This window comes from Methylovorus sp. MM2, from assembly GCF_001648895.1.
Classification (GTDB): domain Bacteria; phylum Pseudomonadota; class Gammaproteobacteria; order Burkholderiales; family Methylophilaceae; genus MM1.
The window spans coordinates 1488106-1505764 of sequence record NZ_LXUF01000001.1; the positions used below are offsets into that span (position 1 = coordinate 1488106).

The following is a 17659-nucleotide window of genomic DNA, read 5'->3' on the forward strand; positions in this document are numbered from 1 at the left end:
TGCTTAGTTCGCATCAGCAAGATTGCTGCCTTTTGCACCACCGAACTCCCAGCGGAGACCTACCCAGCCAGCGCGTGGTGCACCGGGCGCACGCAAGCTGGCACGATGGTCTTCACCACCGTCATATGTCCCATTTGCAAGGAAGAAGCTTTCACCGATCATGCCGCCGCTGTTGTACTCTTTATCGAACACGTTGACAGCTTTAGCAAATACGCTCCAGCCTTTACCTATGTTGTAGCGTGTATCAAGGTTAACGATGGTATAACCGCCAAGTTTGGCGCCTTCACCCTGGTCCTTATTGTTCTCGTTTCCACGAGCGTATTGATCTGAGAAGAGCAGTAGGTTGGTACCTATCGTCCACTTTGGTGTTACGTCAACTTGGCCACGGAACTTGATCTGATGCTGCGGAATACCTGCCATATGATCGCCCTTGGTGACCTGGATCTGATCGCCGTCAGAAGAGGTATTGACCTCATTACCCAAAGCAAAATCGCTTTCATACGTTGCCTTGATATAGCTATAGCCAGCACCCCAACTAAATATGCCTGAACGCCCGGTTAGATTTGTGTCTAGACCGATCCGCTTGGTTTTACCAACGTTATCAAAATAGCCACCTGATGCATTCGCGTAGATAAATTGTATATCGTTGAAGTTCTGAGCACGATAAACACTGGCACTCCACTTCACATCTTTAGACAAGTTGCCTCGCATACCTGCTTCGTAAGTCTTGGCTACCACCTGCTTCAAAGGCGGGTCACCTGCCATGGCATTTGGTAATTTGCATGGCACCGCAGGATTAGCACAACCAAGCTCAATAGAAGTCGGTGCACGGCTACCTTCGTTATAGGAACCATAAACTGTTAAATCCTTGGTTGGTGTGAAGTTCAGCCCAATCGCAGGGTTGATGCGGTTAAAGCTATGAACACCCGATAAAGATTCCGGGTCACCAGTTGCTATAAGGTGGTCGCTATTATCGATCTTGGTATGGTTGTAACGACTAGACAAAGTCACATGCCAAAACTCATTGAGTGATAAGGTATCGGTTGCGAAAAGGCTCCATGTAGTGCTTTTGCCTGTTAGTTTTACAGCACCTTCATCATCAACTAAACCAACACCATCAACCCCTCTCGTTGCATTCAGATTGCCAAATTCGGTTAACTGATTGAATCTTGTTTTGCTGTAGTCATAACCAAAACCAGCGGTGAACTGATTCTTTTTCTGGAATAGATTTTGGTTGAACGTCATTTGCGATGTAAACCCATAACCAGTCTTCTTGGCACTGGAACGATTAAGCGCGCCTCCGCACTCATCCTCAGGGGCAGCGCTACCAGTACAGTCAGCAGTAAAAACAGCATCGTCGACATCATCATTACCATCACCATTCAAGGTTTTGGTTTTGGAGTTACGCACATAGACATTACCACTGAACATCACGTCATCATTGAACCAATGCGCACCTGAAAGATTCAGCATGGACATCGTATTCTTGGTCTGATCCGGGCGAGTCAGGATAGTGCTACGACCTAACGTGCGCATCATTTCAGAGGGAATAAAGCCGTTACCGATCATGTCGTTATCAGCACCGGTATAGCTTAAATCGATCTTGCTAGTTTCGTTCTGCCAACCCACCTTACCAAATAACTGGCGTACATCGGTAGGTGAATGGTCACGCCAGCCATCTTCCGTGAATGAGCTTGCAGAGAAGAAGTAGTCTACTGAGCCATCTTTAGAAACACCGCCGTACTCAGCAGAGCCAGCTTTACGACCCCATGAACCTGTATAAGCCTCAACAGCGCCGCCTTGATTGGTACGGCCACTCTTGGTTTGTAAAGAAAGTGCGCCCCCCAATGTGTTAAGCCCGAATAATGGATTCGAACCTGGAATTAAAGACATGCTCTGGATCGCATTCATTGGGATTAGATCCCAACTCACAACATCACCGAATGGCTCATTCACACGAACGCCATCAACGAATACTGATAGACCTTGTGGTGTACCTAACAATGGGGAGGCTGAATAACCGCGAAAAGTAATATCGGGTTGAAATGGATTGTTCTGGGTATCATTGACGCTCACCCCAGCCAGATTTTGCGTCATATAGTCAGCAATAGTCAGGCTGCCCTGATTGCGCATATCTTCGCCTTTAACGACTTGGATATTAGCGGGGATAAGCTCTAGTGGTAAACCCAAGGATTGCAATGGTGTAGTACTGATCACTTCGACTTTTTTAATTTTAATGGTGTCGGTATCAGCCTTCTTAGCATCGCCCGCCCGCTCTTCAGCAAAAGCTGCATGAGGTAGAACCGCTGCGCCCACAATAATGGCAGCAATCGCTTTTAACCTAAACTGCGAAAAATGTTGCATATGAAACTCCCAGACGTATAAAAATATATTTACAACATCTGGATACATCTCAAGTTTCATGCCACAAATGTATCTGCGGAAAAACATGTTTATATTCAAAAACTAAAAAGCCAGTGAGATGTGAAGTATCTCACATAAAATCAAAAATGGCTGTATTTAGCCATTTATATGGTTATAAAGAACCAATTATTTGGTTATATACAGCCATAATGAATTAAACACTATGTAGTAATGTACGAGGCGACACGTTAAGAAAACTGCGGATTCCTAGCCATGCTGCAATAGGCACCAAGATTGAAGCAACAAGAATAACCAGCAAACTGATCTTGAGATTGAATTGGTAATCGATAGAGAGTAATTGCGTACTGATATAAAAGGCCAGGGCGCTAGCCGTAATGGTTGCAACAATAGCAGCCAAAAGACCGATACAAAAGAATTCTATAAGTACTGCGAATGTCACCTGCCTACGTGATGCGCCTAATACACGCAATAAAGTAGCTTCGCGCACCCGATCACGCCTCGTAGCAATCAAGGCGGCATAGAGCACAGCCAAACCGGCAAGTAGGCTGAATCCAAATACATACTCTATAGCATGAGTCATCTTACCCATGATTTCCCGTATTTGCTCCAGAAGCTCAGCGATATCAATAATAGTGACATTGGGGAAACGTTTCACCAGCTGATTCAGTGAGTTCTCATGCCCCAGAGGCAGATGAAAACTGGTGATGTAACTTGCTGAAAAGCCATCCAGTACCGCGGGTGGTGTGAGCGCAAAGAAATTGGCACGCATGCTATCCCATTCGACTTTACGTAAACTGGTAATTGTCAGATCAATCTGCGTACCGCCAATATCGTAGGTCAGCTTATCGCCTAACTTCAACTTGAGCGAATCTGCTAGGCCTTTTTCAATAGAGAGTTGGGGAGTACCTGCATCAGAGACTTGCCACCAATCACCCTCAACCAATTGGTTATCTTGCTGCATCTCGGCGGCCCATGACAAGTTGAACTCTCGCTCGGCCAAACGCTGCGCTCTATCATCATCCAACTTTTCAACTTTCAATGGCGAGCCATTCACGGCAATCAAACGACCACGCACCATGGGGAATATGCTGGCATCGCTAATGCCAATATCCCGCAAGAATACTTTTACGTCAGCCACTTGCTCTGGTTGAATATTGATCATGAAACGATTGGGCGCATCTACAGGCAATGAGGCCTGCCAATTCTGCAACAGGTCACTACGTACTAACGCCAACAAGATAAGCGCAGTTAACCCAAGACTGAAGCCCAGCACTTGTGCGATTGCCATGCCGGGGCGCCGTTTAAGGCCAGCAAGGCCAAGTTTCCATGCGCCCATGTTCGATTCTGGCAACAGTTGCAGCAGTTTTGCACCACCCCATGCTAGCAAGATCGCGACCAGAACCAAGCCAATAAATCCTAATAGTGCTGCACCACCTAATTTCCAATTACCTGCGTGCCAAAAGATGAGCCCAGCCATGACAAGAAAAGCTGGTAAAAAACTAAGAAAATCCACGGTGCGCATATCCCCAAGATCGCGCCGTAAGATTCGTAATGCGGGGACATTTTGTAAGCGCTGTAGATGGGGCCACACAACTGCAAGCATGGTAGCGAAACCTGCAACGAATCCGGCCAATACAGGTGTAATACCAGCGGGCGGTAAAGTCTCAAGAAAGAGGTGCCCAGCAAGCCTAGCCAATCCAGCCTGTGCAGCAAACCCCAGCAAACAACCAAGTGAGGTACCGATCAGCGCAAGCAATAGTGTCTGCCATAGCAATATGCGGGTGATTAATTGCTTGGATGCGCCAAAACATCGCATCAGTGCATAGGTATCAAGACTGGTCTGGATGTACGGTAAGCTAGCAAGAAACATGGCGACCATCGCGAGTATCACGCCCACCATCGCTGACAGGCCAAGAAACTGCTGCGCCTTTTCTCTAGAGCTCTTTATCTCAGGTCTTGCAGAGGCCACATCTTCTATACGCTCACCACGCCCCAATTGAGGCTTTGCCCAAGTGGAATATTCACCGACTTGATCTGGCTGTGCGGCGATAAGAAGTTGATATCTGGCACGACTGCCATACTGTAGTAAACCTGTGGAACTTACATCCGCAATATTCATCATCAAACGCGGGGCGATGCTAAACATCTCGCCACCACGGGATGGCTCACGCTGCAAGATCGCACCGATTTGCATGCTACGCTCACCGACCTCGACGACATCCCCTACTGCCACATTCAACAAACTGGCAAGCCGAGGGCTAATCCAGACAATACCTAGGGGTGGGATATCTTTCTCAAGATGCCCACCACCCACTACCTGCTGACTGGTTGTCAGCTCGCCTCTTAGGGGGAATTTTTCGCCCACCGCCTTGATTTCAGCCAACTGGTTAGCATCGCCATGCACCACCATGCTGGGAAACTCTAAGGTATTTGTAGTGACAAGTTGAAGGCGTTGCGCCTCTTTGAGGTATAGATCAGGCAATGCATGATCTGCCGAGATCACTACATCGGCACCCAGCAACACACCACCCTGATTAACGATACTAGACTGTATGCGATCAGTAAAAAAAGCGACTGATGTGGTTGCGGTAACTGCCAACGTCAATGCAACCAGTAGCACCCTGACTTCACCTGCGGCCCAATGGCTGCGAAGTTGCCTTAATGCAAGTATCAAGGCCATCATGTGTTATCTACCGCCGTAGGGGATTGCTGATCTACCAGTTGACCCTTCACCAGCACTAATGACCGCTCACAACGACTAGCCAAACTCATGTCATGCGTGACAAGCACCAAGGTAGTATTGGTGTCAGCATTCAAACTGAATAACAAATCGATAATACGTTGACCTGTCACCGCATCAAGATTGCCAGTCGGCTCATCTGCAAACAGTACGGCGGGCTGCGGCGCAAAAGCACGGGCGATAGCTACGCGCTGTTGCTCACCGCCAGATAATTGTTTTGGATAATGCGTGGTGCGTTCTGAAAGGCCCACTTTAGATAAAGCCTCAAGTGCACGTGACTTGGCATTCGCCTGAGAGGCAAGTTGCAATGGCAACATCACGTTTTCCAAGGCTGTCAGTGAGGGTAGCAATTGAAAAGACTGAAAAACAAACCCCATATAACGTGCACGTGCAGCAGCGCGCCCATCTTCATCCAGATCGCTAATGTTTTCACCGTTAATCAGGATTTTTCCGCTGCTTGGGCTGTCCAATCCCGCAAGCAGGCTCAATAATGTCGATTTTCCTGAACCAGAACTCCCTACAATCGCGACTTTCTCACCATGCTTAATGGCAAGTTCAAGATTTGATAATATTGATATTTCTGTACCATTACTATTTACGTGTTTACTTAAGCCAACCGCTTTAACCGCCAAAGGTGTGTGCATCAATGCTCTTTCGATTAATTTTTGTGTTCTTTATTTCAAACTTTTTAAACTTCGGTTTTATTCATAGCAGCTATGCCGCAGATGCCAATATTCTTGTTTTTGGTGACAGTTTGTCAGCCGCTTACGGCATTCCTCGCGAGCAAGGCTGGGTTAGCCTATTACAAGAACGCCTGAAAACTCAGGGATATCCCTATCATGTTGTTAATGCCAGTATCAGCGGCGAGACAACAAGTGGTGGCCTCAGCCGTATCAATGCTGCGCTTAAAGAACATCAGCCTGCAATCGTATTAATCGAGTTAGGCGCAAACGATGGTCTGCGCGGACTATCAATCGATGCGCTGCAAAATAATCTATCGAAAATCATCGAAACCAGCAAAAAAGCCAAGGCGCAGGTGATTCTGGTCGGCATGCGCATCCCACCCAATTACGGCATCCGATATGCAAAAGAGTTCAGCGCGGCCTACACAAATCTCGCCAAACAGTATCAATTACCCCTAATACCATTTTTACTCGATGGCATTGCGGGAAAACCAGAACTCACTATTGAAGATGGACTACACCCAAACGTGACTGCACAGCCGCAACTGCTGGATAATGTGTGGAAAACCCTCATGCCTGTGCTGGGGAAAGCCACACCAGCAAAATAATCAATCGTGCCATGTGATCACAAGACCAATCTCATTTCCATGCGCCTGACAATCAGCAGATACGCCAATATTGGGCACAGCAACTAAGGTATCGTCAGCATAGACCAGCGGCAACCGTTCGCGCTGCCAGGGCGGTATATGGGCTTCTTGCAATAAATGCTTCAAGGTACGTGTGGGACGAACGGCATCAGGCTTAAACCGCTCACCACCTACACGATGTGAAATGCGCAGCTTATGCATGCCAAGTTTTCTAGTCGCAAGGCCTGCACCAAGTACCTCTTCGAATAACAAACGGCTTCCATCAGGCAAATGCAGCTCTCGCTCACCTTGCCATGTCATCGCCAATGGCTGGATATCGTCACCACGCTCAAGATACGCAAGGCCTTGATAACGCTTTAGCCAAATACCATTCTCGCTATCAACGATCAGTTTTAACACCGCATCAGGCTTTGCATCCAAAAGTTGATGCAACATCTCTTGCAAACGATTGGCGCTTGGCAAAGGCAATCCCTGAGAAGTAAACCACCAACGTAATGCATTTCGTGCACGTGCATTCGATAGCGTTTTCAAACCGGATAGCTGCAATTGTTTACCATTGCCCACAAGATATTGCGCAGCATCCAATGCAGCAAGCGCATCAAGCAAACCGGCAGTTTCGGCAAGATGCACAGCAGAGCGTGCCAATGCTTCTTTTACCGCGGGGAAGCGTTCCTCAAGTACAGGCAAAATGGTGTGTCGGCAATAATTGCGATCATAGTGCTCATCCAGATTGCTTTCGTCCTCAATCCATTTAAGCTTTCTCTCTTTGGCATAAGCCTCAAGCTCCGCACGAGAAATACCTAACAATGGTCGCAACAAACGCCTCTTGATATCCACAGGTGCCATTGCTGCCAAACCTTTTACGCCAGCACCCCTGAATAGCTGTAAAAGCAAGGTCTCGGCTTGATCATCCTGATGATGTGCAAGTGCGATATAGTCAGCACCATCACCAATAAGCGCAGTGTAGCGTGCATGACGGGCAGCAGCCTCGATGCCGATTCCACTATCCAAAGGCACATGCACGCGTGCTAGTTCAAAAGGGATGGATGCGTCTTGGCAAACATCCTGACAGAACGCAGCCCACGCATCAGCGTTCGGGCTGAGGCCATGATGAACATGCATCGCACGTAGAGTGAAGTCAGACGATCGTTTCTGCGACAGGAGAATATCAAGTAACACGCGGGAATCCAGGCCACCACTAAAAGCGACAAGCACTGAAGCCCCTGAAGGAATATGCGAATGCAGAAAATCCGCCACGTACTGGTTTAAACGACCAACCACACTCCCGGATGTGCGTTGATTGGCGCTATGGGATTTTCTTTCTATTGAAACAGTTTTTCCGGGATTTTTTATTTGATGTTAACTTCTTTAAATTGACCATAACTCATCAAGCGGTCAAATCGTGCGGCAACCAGGTTCTCTTTAGATTTGACGGTGAGTCGTGCCAATTCATCTTTTAGCGCACGACGCAGCGTTTGCACCATCACCTCTGGCGCACGATGCGCGCCACCCATAGGCTCTGCCACAATACGATCCACAAGCCCCATTGTTTTCAAACGGGTTGCGGTAATCGCCAGCGTTTCAGCTGCAAGAGAAGCTTTGTCTGCACTCTTCCATAAAATCGAAGCACAACCTTCAGGTGAGATGACCGAATAAGTCGAATATTGCAACATCATCAAATGATCCACCACGCCAAGCGCTAACGCACCACCTGAACCACCCTCACCAATAATGATCCCGATAATAGGCGTTTTCAGCTCTGCCATGACATATAGATTGCGGGCAATAGCTTCAGATTGACCACGCTCTTCAGCCCCAATGCCTGGATAAGCACCGGGGGTGTCGATCAAGGTAATGATAGGTAAACCGAATTTTTCGGCCATGCGATATAAACGCAAGGCTTTTCGATAGCCTTCAGGGCGCGGCATACCGAAATTACGATATTGGCGCTCTTTAACATCACGGCCTTTTTGCTGTCCAATCACCATGACAGGCTCGCCCTCAAAACGTGCAAGCCCACCTACGATTGCAGGATCATCTGCATAGGCACGGTCACCATGCAGCTCTTCGAAATCTGTAAACATGGCTTGAATATAATCAAGCGTATAAGGGCGCTGAGGATGACGTGACACCTGTGATATCTGCCATGCAGTAAGCTTGCTATAGATATCCTTGGTCATCGCCTGATTCTTCTCCTGCAGGCGGTCTATCTCTTCTGAAATATCCAGCGCAGAGTCATCCTGAACATAGCGCAATTCTTCAATCTTCGCGTCTAATTCAGCGATTGGCTGCTCAAAATCGAGAAAACTCGTTTTCATAATAATTACCTTTAAATCAATTGCGCTAATTATAGAGGATTTTTACGTTTTCTTCGCTTAACCAGCCTTTTAAGCTGCTAAGTAACTCATCGTGCAATTCTACTCGCCACTGCTCGCCAAGCATGATCTCAGCCCGCGCATCAGCGTTATGATACTCGACCTTGACTGCACAACCGCGCCGAACCTCACCCGCGCTAGCGCGGCGGAATGGAGTAAGCAACTCACCTAACTTGATTGCATCAGCCTGACCATTGCACGATATCTTCAACAAACTCGCATAAGCACTGCGTGCCGATGCAATATCATAAAGCTTGCGCGCATTGACGCGCAGACCGCCAGAAAAATCATCGTTACTGACACGGCCTTCGACGACCAACAACATGTCTTCCTTGAGGAATTGCTGATTCTGGTTAAGCAACTCATTGCCCACCACGATCTCAATGCGCGATGAAGCATCATCCAAGGTTACAATGGCCATTTTACCGCGTGCAGTCATCCGCATGCGAATACCCATGACGATGCCCGCCAGCAATTGCGGTTGTTCTTGCGGCTTTAGATTTCCCAGTGTGCTACGAACAAAAGTCGAAACCTCTTTCTGGTAACCCATATAAGGGTGCCCACTGAAATAAAAGCCAAGCGCTACTTTTTCTTCACGTAATTTATCTTGCTCAGCCCATGCAGGTACTTTAGGCAAAACGTGGGCAACACTATCCGTGATCGCACCAAACAGGCTATTTTGCCCGGTTGCCGCACCGCTCTGCTCCGCAGCACTAATCGCTAGGCTAACACCAGCTAATAAGGCCGCTCTATTAGGCTCGAGCTTATCAAACGCGCCCGCACGGATCAGAGATTCAATCACTCGTCGATTCACTTTGCGTAAGTCTAAGCGCTGACAAAAATCGAACAGATCTTTGAAAGGGCCATCTTGGTTACGTGCGGCCAGAATAACCTCGATAGCCGCCAAACCTGTACCTTTAACAGCGCCCAATCCGTATAAAACCTCTTTATTATTGATCGGCTTGAAACGGAACTCACTCATGTTGATATCCGGCGCCAAGACCTCGACATGGTTCGCGGCACAATCATCGTAGAAGATATGCACACTGTCTGTATTATTCATGTCGGCAGACATAGTCGCTGCCAAGAATGCAGCCGGATAATGTGTCTTCAGGTAAGCGGTTTGATAGGCAACCAGTGCATAAGCCGCAGCGTGGGACTTATTAAAGCCATAGCCCGCGAACTTTTCCATCAGGTCGAATAAATCTGCTGCTTGACGTTCTGGCGTGCCATTCTTCATCGCACCTTCGACGAAAATAGCGCGCTGCGCATCCATTTCTTCTTTTTTCTTCTTACCCATGGCACGACGCAAAAGGTCGGCAGCGCCAAGACTATAGCCAGCGACTACCTGCGCAATCTGCATCACCTGCTCCTGATACACCATGATGCCGTAGGTTTCTTTCAGGATAGGTTCTGTCGCGGGATGCGGATATTCGACACGCTGTAAACCATGCTTACGACGGCAGAAATCCGGAATTAGATCCATCGGGCCCGGACGATACAGAGCAACAAGCGCGATAATATCTTCAAAGCAATCGGGCTTCGCCTGCTTCAACATATCTTTCATGCCGCGCGATTCAAGCTGGAACACCGCCGTAGTATTCGCCGACTTCAACAGGTTGTAGCTAGCTGTATCGTTGATAGGCAAAGTCTCGAACGATAATGGCGCAAGCCCTTGTTCAGCGCGCTGCTTATTGGCGTTATCCAGCGCCATATCAAGAATAGTGAGCGTGCGCAGGCCAAGAAAGTCGAACTTGACCAAGCCGACTGCTTCAACGTCATCCTTATCGTACTGGCTGACGACACTTTCACCACTTGCCTGACAGTAGATAGGGGAAAAATCGGAAATCTTACCGGGCGATATCAATACACCACCTGCGTGCATACCGATATTACGCGTGAGACCTTCTAGCCTGAGTGCGAGTGCTAGCAGCTCTTCGACCTCCTCCTCTTGTGCACGGCGCTCATTAAATTGCGGCTCTTTTTGTATCGCATCGCTTAATGTAATGCCGAGCTCATTCGGAATAAGCTTTGCGATACCATCAACAAAGTTGAACGGCAGGTCGAGTACTCGCCCCACATCGCGGATAACCGCCTTGGCAGCCATCGTACCGAAAGTAGCGATCTGGGATACCGAAGCAGCACCATACTTGCGTTTGACGTAATCGATCACACGATCACGACCTTCTTGGCAGAAATCGATATCGAAGTCGGGCATGGACACACGCTCTGGATTCAGGAAGCGCTCGAACAACAAGGCATACTGCAAGGGGTCAAGATCGGTAATGCCCAAACTATAAGCAACAACAGAGCCTGCACCAGAGCCTCGACCCGGGCCTACCGGCACACCATTATTCTTGGCCCAGTTGATAAAGTCCGCCACGATCAGAAAATAGCCAGGAAAGCCCATCTGGATAATGATCTTAGTCTCAAACTCCAGACGCGTCGTGTACTCAGGACGTCTGGCCTCACGGATAGAAGTATCTGGATACAGCACTTCAAGCCGTTTTTCCAGACCTATACGCGCCTGGCTGAGCAAATAGTCTTCAAGACTCTCACCATTCGGCGTAGGAAATTGCGGCAGATAGTTCTTGCCCAAGGTTAATGTCAGGTTACAACGTTTGGCAATCTCTATACTGTTGACAAGCGCCTCAGGAATATCAGCAAATAACTCGCTCATTTCCACCTGTGACTTGAAATACTGCTCAGGGGTAAACGTTTTAGGGCGACGGTTATCTGCAAGCACATAGCCTTCAGCAATACAAACACGCGCCTCATGTGCCTTGAAATCTTCCGTGGTCATAAACTGCACGGGATGGGTCGCTACGACAGGCAACCCTGCATCATGCGCTAACGCCAATGCACCAGCGATATATTGCTCCTGCTGCGCATGGCCAGCACGCTGTAGCTCTATATAGAACCTGTCAGGAAATAGGATATTCCATTCATTAGCCAATTGAGTCGCGAGCTTGCCATTGCCTTGCAATAAGGCTTGACCAACATCGCCCGACATAGCGCCAGAGAGCATGAGCAAGCCATCGGTACCCTGCTCAACTAACCATTGGCGCTTGATCTCTGCACGGCCACGATGCTGATTGGTCAAATAAGCCTGAGTCAGCAACTCACATAAGCGTAGATACCCCGCTGAGGTTTGGCATATCAATAAAATCCGCGATGGTTGATCACGATTCGTCTCATTTTCAAGCCAGAGATCACAACCAAGCAAAGGTTTGATGCCTTTGCCGCGTGCAGCCTTATAAAATTTTACGGCACCAAATAGATTCGCAAGGTCAGTCAATGCCAGCGCAGGCATCTGGTCTGCATGGGCGCGTTTGACATAGTCATCGATGCGGACTGTGCCATCCACAACGGAGTACTCGCTATGGCAACGCAGATTGATAAAAGACGGTTGTTGCATAGGGATGAATTTTACCCCATTCCAGCCCTGTCTGTTGTAAACAGAAAGGGCTAGGGTTAAATCATTTTGAGGTTTTTAAGTGCTTAATCACGCGGCAGAAGCTGTTTGTGCAAGTAGTGATGAAACTTGTGCAATCAATTCATCATCTTGCACTGGTTTACCCAAGAAGGCATTCACGCCAAGCTCTTGTGCATGGTTCTGATGCTTTTCTGCAGTACGGGAGCTGATAATGATCAGTGGGATATCAACCAGACGCTCATCTGCCTTGATGTTTCTCACCAGCTCAAAACCATCCATACGCGGCATCTCGATATCGGTAAGGATGATATCTGGCACCATTTCCTGTAGCACTTGCAACGCATCCATACCATCTTTAGCCGTCGTGACCTTATAGTTTTCACGTTCAAGCAAACGACCCAGTACTTTACGCATCGTCAATGAGTCATCAACGACCAATATAGATGGTGTTGTATCAACAGGTGCAGCCGTCACCGTGCTGACATGCACACTACCAATCGCCAGCAATTCACGGTTCGCCAGTTGTACAGGGTTGACGATCAGCACGATCTTGCCGTCACCCATGACCGTAGCACCAACGATACCTGGCACGCGCGCAAGCTGCGGACCGATCTGCTTCATCACAACTTCAACGCTTTCCATAATCTCATCGACATGCAAAGCGATATGATAGGTACCACTACGCAATAGTAGTACTGGCGTATAACGCTGCTCTTCATAAGCATGGCTACCATCACCAACCAACCGACTAAGGAAGTAAAGCGGATATTCACGACCCGACCAAGTCAACTCACCGGAGGCATAGGCCGCTGCCAGCTCTTCCTGTTTAATCTTTTGCGCTTGCTCGATCATGACAGAAGGAATGGCAAAAACCTTATGCCCTGCCCGCACCATCACGACTTGTGACACAGAAAGCGTCACAGGCAGATAGATACTGAAAACCGCACCTTTGCGCGGCGCATTATTTACATCAATGCGACCACCCAAGGCAGTAATGTCACTGCGGACAGAATCAAGCCCCACACCACGGCCTGCAATCTGCGTAATGGTTGTAGCGGTAGAGAACCCCGGTTCAAATATAACAGAGAGCAATGCCTGTTCATTGGGTTGCTGATCAGCAGTAAACAGGCCGTTTTCAATGGCCTTTGTACGTACACGATCAAGATTGATACCTGCGCCATCGTCAGTTACCGTGAGTACGATTTCATCATTCTCACGTAGCACTTTCAATACGATGGTACCAACGACAGGTTTACGCGCCTTTTTTCGTTGTGCTGGCGTTTCCATGCCATGTGCAACCGCATTGCGTAACAAATGCTCCAGTGGCGCACCGATCTTTTCCAGTACGCTACGGTCAATTGCTACAGATTCGCCTTCGATGACCAATTCAACCTGCTTTTCCAATTCACGAGAGGTCTGGCGCACGATACGTTGCAAGCGCTCGCTAATGAGTGAGAACGGCACCATCCGCACATCCATCAAGCCATGCTGAAGTTCACGGTTCATGCGGTTTTGCTGTTGCAGAGCGGCTTCAGTTTCATCCATATTCTGCAATAAACCCAGCTGAATAGTGGAAACGTCATTCACACTTTCCGCCATCATGCGGGTCAACTCTTGCAAACGCGTAAAACGGTCAAACTCTAATGGGTCAAATGTCTCACTGACTTCCTGCAAGTATGCCAGCCGTGACTGTAGCTGACTTTCTGCCTCAATCTCCATTTCGCGCAACTGGTTACGTAGACGATGTACGCTTTCAGTCAGATCTGAGGAGAACTGCTTGAATGACAGCACCTCTCGCTCCATACGTGAACGCGCAATACTGATCTCACCCGCTTCGTTGATGAGGCGATCCAATGTATCTTCACGCAGGCGAAGATATTGTGTTGCACGCTCAGGGACACGGGTAGGTTTAGCTTTGGCAACCTTAACTGCGGCTTTTTCATCAGCCTTATCTGTAGAAACGCTGTTATCCGGCTCTTCAACCTGATCGATACCACTGGCTTTATTCACGGCATCTTCAAGTAAGCTACCGATTTGATCCAGATCGACAAACAGCGTATCGAAATCAATATCTTTTGATTTCAAACCGCGCATCACATGATCTTCCATGCCATGCACAGTATCGGCCAGCGCTGATTGGCCAGCCATGCGAGCGCTACCTTTTAAGGTATGTAAAGCACGCTGTATCTCATCAGGATGTTCAGTTTCCACAGGCACTGCACGCCATGCACGAAGCTCATTACCTACAATGGGTACAAGCTCACGTGCCTCTTCAACGAACATCGTAAATAGCTCGTCCTGTATCGATGCATCCAATGCCGCTTGGGCAATAATGGTTGGCTGCACAACTTTTAGCGTTGTCTCGACAATTTCGTCGATCATTAGCGCTTCAGAAACGACTGGCTCTTCTTCCGGGCCATCAGCTTCAATAACTTCCGGTTCAGGGCTTACCAGTTCAGAGTTAACTAGATCAGAATGAACTGGTTCAGCGCTATCCGGTTCACTCAAAGCACTGTCAGGTAGAGACTCTAGGTTGACCTCTTCAACATCAGCCAACACCCGGGCTTCTTCAATCTCCGCTTCGACAGCAGGTGCTTCAAGAACGATTTCTTCTACTGAAAATCCCTCTGATGGTAAGGCTTCGGCCTCTGTCTCAATCACTTCAACAGCGACAGTGCCTTCAACCGCCTCAGCTTCGGTAACTTGAGGCAAGTCGGTCGCGATCGAGGTAATCTCACCGGCTTGAGCCGTAGCTTCACGCAATGCAGAGATAAGGCTCAATATCTGCTTAGGCTGACGAAGCTGTTTTGCCTTAAGCAACATGTTATTAAGCGCAGTCACCACGCTTTCATATAAAGTGCGCGTTTTTGGCGTCCAATATCCCTGATGCTCATCTAGCCAAAACTCAAGCTCACGTGACAAAACGCTGATAGCTGTGAACCCAGTGGTACCAGCATTGCTGGCAAGTGTATGCGCTGCACGGCGAGTATCATCAGATGGCTTGGATTGTCGCTCAAGACTAATGTCAGCGACACCAGCAAGCAACGCTGCCATATGTTCGTCTGCTTCAGTCATGAAGATATTGAATAATCCGCGGCTGATCTTATAGGTACCGCCGATTACCACTTCTTCACTTACTTTGGCGGGTTTGCTAGCTTTAGCCTCGCTCTTTAAAGACTCGGCTTCTTGTTGCCACGGCAGCGAGTCAACCTCGACTTCAGCATGCTCTCTTAATTTGGCAACCCATTCAGCAAATGCAGCTGTTGTTTTCTCAATAAATGCTAATTGCTCGGCCGTCGGCGCCGCATCTCGCTCCATCACAAGATTAAGCAACTGTTCAACAGCCCAACCCACCTCACCAAGGGCATTCAGACCAACGGTCCGCCCACTCCCTTTTAAGGTATGGTATCCACGACGCACCTCAACTAGGGCATCTTTATCGGTTGCATTGACACGTAGCGCTTGCAGGTTCTGCGCGATATTGGCAAGCACCTCTTCAGCTTCGGTTAGGAAGATATCAAGAAAGTCAGCATCAAATGCACGGTCTATCACCGTTGCTTTTTCTGTTTCAACCGCTTCTATTGGCACCTCAACAAACTGCTCACTCGCAACATCGTCAACTGTATCAGGCACCTCAGCAACATCTAAAGCCTCTTGTGAAACAGGCAATGCTTCCAGCGGTAAGCCAATCAATGCCAACTGCTCGTCTAATCTTAGCAGGTTGGCTTCAAGTACCGCTTTTGACTCAGGGCGTACACGCGGCATTTCTTCGACATAGAAACCGAGCATACTCAAGCTTTCGGCGACTAACTCGAACAATCCCTGATCAGGTGCTTTAGCACTTTCACGGAAATGCTCGATCAACTTCAAGCTGGCTTTCGCCGTGGCGGTTGGCACTGGTAAGTCAAGCATGTCAAATGCGGCAACCACATCCAGAATCGGTTTATCTACTGTAGATAATACTGAAGCATCTGCTGGATTACGGAAGAAGGTATCCAAAGCTTGTTCGGTAATCTCCAAAGCATCTTTGATCTGCTTGGTGACAGCGGCAAGTACATCTGAAGCCAGCTTTGTGGTCTGCGACGATTGCTGCGTTTCAACACCGCTAGCGATATCCTGCAACAAGTAAGCATGCGCATTAAGGTTCTGCGTAGCCGTTGCAGATAGTTGCGCGTAGTCACGCAATGCGTCTTCAAGCAACGTTAAACCGCTGGCGACTTCCATGAGCAAGATATCCGACAAACGGCTTCCATCATGCCCGATTACAGTCACGATCTCATACAGGCTGCCGATCATCTCAATCACAGCGCCATGCGTCAGTTCCTGGCTTGAAGAGAATATCTCCGTGACCAAGTTAGAGAACTCATCCAGTACTTTGGTATTTTTAGTCTCTGATAACTTGCCCCACAAGTCTTTGAGGGTATCGAAGCTGTCACGCAGCGTAGCCACTTGCGCCATTTCCTCTTCACCGATCTCAATCAGTGAGACGACACTTGCTCCGGCATCCGGCAACAAGCTTTCAAGCTCGAACACATCTCTTACTTTAGCGATACGCTCAGTACGCTCTCCTGCGACTGCGATAAAATAGAGCAAATCACGCAACAAATTGCCCGATGCACGATTTGACCCATCAGCAAGGCTGCGCAACTGCTGATCAATGCGGCGGCAAAGTCTTTTCACATGCCGATTATCAGAGAACTCAGGCTGTGAAAGCACATCAGGGAAAGCAGTCGCCACCCACCAGAAAGTTTTTCTTACCGCTTGTTGTTGTACTAACTGTACATTTTCCAAGGCGGTGCGCAGGTTATCCAATGCATCATTACTCTGGCTACGCAGCCAACTTAATAAAGACTTCTGCAATAACCGACGCTGCTCGGCAAGATATTTTGGCAACGCCTCTTCAGCAATTTGCTCAGAAGGCAGATCTTTAGGTACACGTATTGAGGTATCAGGAAAGAACAGCTCATTAGCCCCGGCAGGCTCATCCTGAATCGCCGTTAACGCTTGTAAGGCCGGATACAGCTTTAATGATTGGTCTGCACCACCATCAAGCAAGTCTTTGAGATATGCACTAAGGGTTTTGATTGCGGTTTCCAAGGCAACAATAGCCTCGGGAGAATACGGTACGGTTTTCTTTTCAAGCTTGCTTGCGAGCGTTTCAATCTCAGCACAGAAGCGCTTGCAACCCTCAAGGCCTACCATATCAAGCGCACCACTCACTTGATACAGATGCGTCTGGGAGAACTTCAGGTTAGCGACATCCTCTGGGTTGGCGGCGACCGTAGCCAGATTATCAAGCACGCTCTTGAGTGCTTGATCTATCTCATCCTTTACCCAGGTGAGCGGGCCAATATCAAAGTCTTCAGCCACGATTTCTCCGTGCTAATTTATTT

8 protein-coding genes are annotated in these 17659 nt (G+C 48.4%); 1 reads left to right on the top strand and 7 read right to left on the bottom strand.

Annotated features, from left to right (window positions below):
* Positions 1-3: 3 nt before the first annotated feature.
* From A7981_RS07105 to A7981_RS07115, 3 genes are all read right to left on the bottom strand, one after another.
* Positions 4-2364, bottom strand: coding sequence for a TonB-dependent receptor (locus A7981_RS07105; protein WP_067266673.1), 2361 nt, complete (start codon positions 2362-2364; stop codon positions 4-6).
* Between the two features lie 214 nt (positions 2365-2578).
* Entirely contained in the window at positions 2579-5068 is a 2490-nt protein-coding gene (locus A7981_RS07110) for an ABC transporter permease (protein WP_174545142.1), read from the bottom strand.
* Positions 5065-5769, bottom strand: coding sequence for an ABC transporter ATP-binding protein (locus tag A7981_RS07115; protein WP_067266042.1), 705 nt, complete (start codon positions 5767-5769; stop codon positions 5065-5067). Before A7981_RS07115 ends, A7981_RS07110 begins: the two co-directional genes overlap by 4 nt.
* 2 nt (positions 5770-5771) lie before the next feature.
* Here A7981_RS07115 and A7981_RS07120 point away from each other — a divergent pair, with 2 nt between their 5' ends.
* Positions 5772-6416, top strand: a complete 645-nt coding sequence (locus A7981_RS07120; protein WP_067266046.1) for an arylesterase — start codon at positions 5772-5774, stop codon at positions 6414-6416.
* Here A7981_RS07120 and tilS read toward each other — a convergent pair whose 3' ends face one another.
* From tilS to A7981_RS07140, 4 genes are all read right to left on the bottom strand, one after another.
* Entirely contained in the window at positions 6417-7736 is a 1320-nt protein-coding gene (gene tilS, locus A7981_RS07125; protein ID WP_254258514.1) for a tRNA lysidine(34) synthetase TilS, read from the bottom strand.
* A 68-nt stretch (positions 7737-7804) separates the two neighbouring features.
* The gene (locus tag A7981_RS07130) at positions 7805-8773 is read right to left on the bottom strand and encodes an acetyl-CoA carboxylase carboxyltransferase subunit alpha (RefSeq protein WP_067266052.1); all 969 of its coding nucleotides are present in this window, start codon (positions 8771-8773) and stop codon (positions 7805-7807) included.
* Positions 8774-8798: 25 nt separating this feature from the next.
* A complete protein-coding gene (gene dnaE, locus A7981_RS07135) occupies positions 8799-12248 on the bottom strand; it encodes a DNA polymerase III subunit alpha (protein ID WP_067266054.1) in 3450 nt (1149 codons plus the stop codon).
* 87 nt (positions 12249-12335) lie between these two features.
* Positions 12336-17636 (bottom strand): Hpt domain-containing protein, encoded by a 5301-nt coding sequence (locus tag A7981_RS07140; protein ID WP_067266057.1) that lies wholly within the window; start codon positions 17634-17636, stop codon positions 12336-12338.
* Positions 17637-17659 lie beyond the last annotated feature (23 nt).

Coding starts and splice junctions, on each gene's coding strand:
- A7981_RS07105 (WP_067266673.1), bottom strand. CDS start 2,364: ATGCAACATTTTTCGCAGTTTAGGTTAAAAGCGATTGCTGCCATTATT.
- A7981_RS07110 (WP_174545142.1), bottom strand. CDS start 5,068: ATGATGGCCTTGATACTTGCATTAAGGCAACTTCGCAGCCATTGGGCC.
- A7981_RS07115 (WP_067266042.1), bottom strand. CDS start 5,769: ATGCACACACCTTTGGCGGTTAAAGCGGTTGGCTTAAGTAAACACGTA.
- A7981_RS07120 (WP_067266046.1), top strand. CDS start 5,772: ATGCTCTTTCGATTAATTTTTGTGTTCTTTATTTCAAACTTTTTAAAC.
- A7981_RS07130 (WP_067266052.1), bottom strand. CDS start 8,773: ATGAAAACGAGTTTTCTCGATTTTGAGCAGCCAATCGCTGAATTAGAC.
- dnaE (WP_067266054.1), bottom strand. CDS start 12,248: ATGCAACAACCGTCTTTTATCAATCTGCGTTGCCATAGCGAGTACTCC.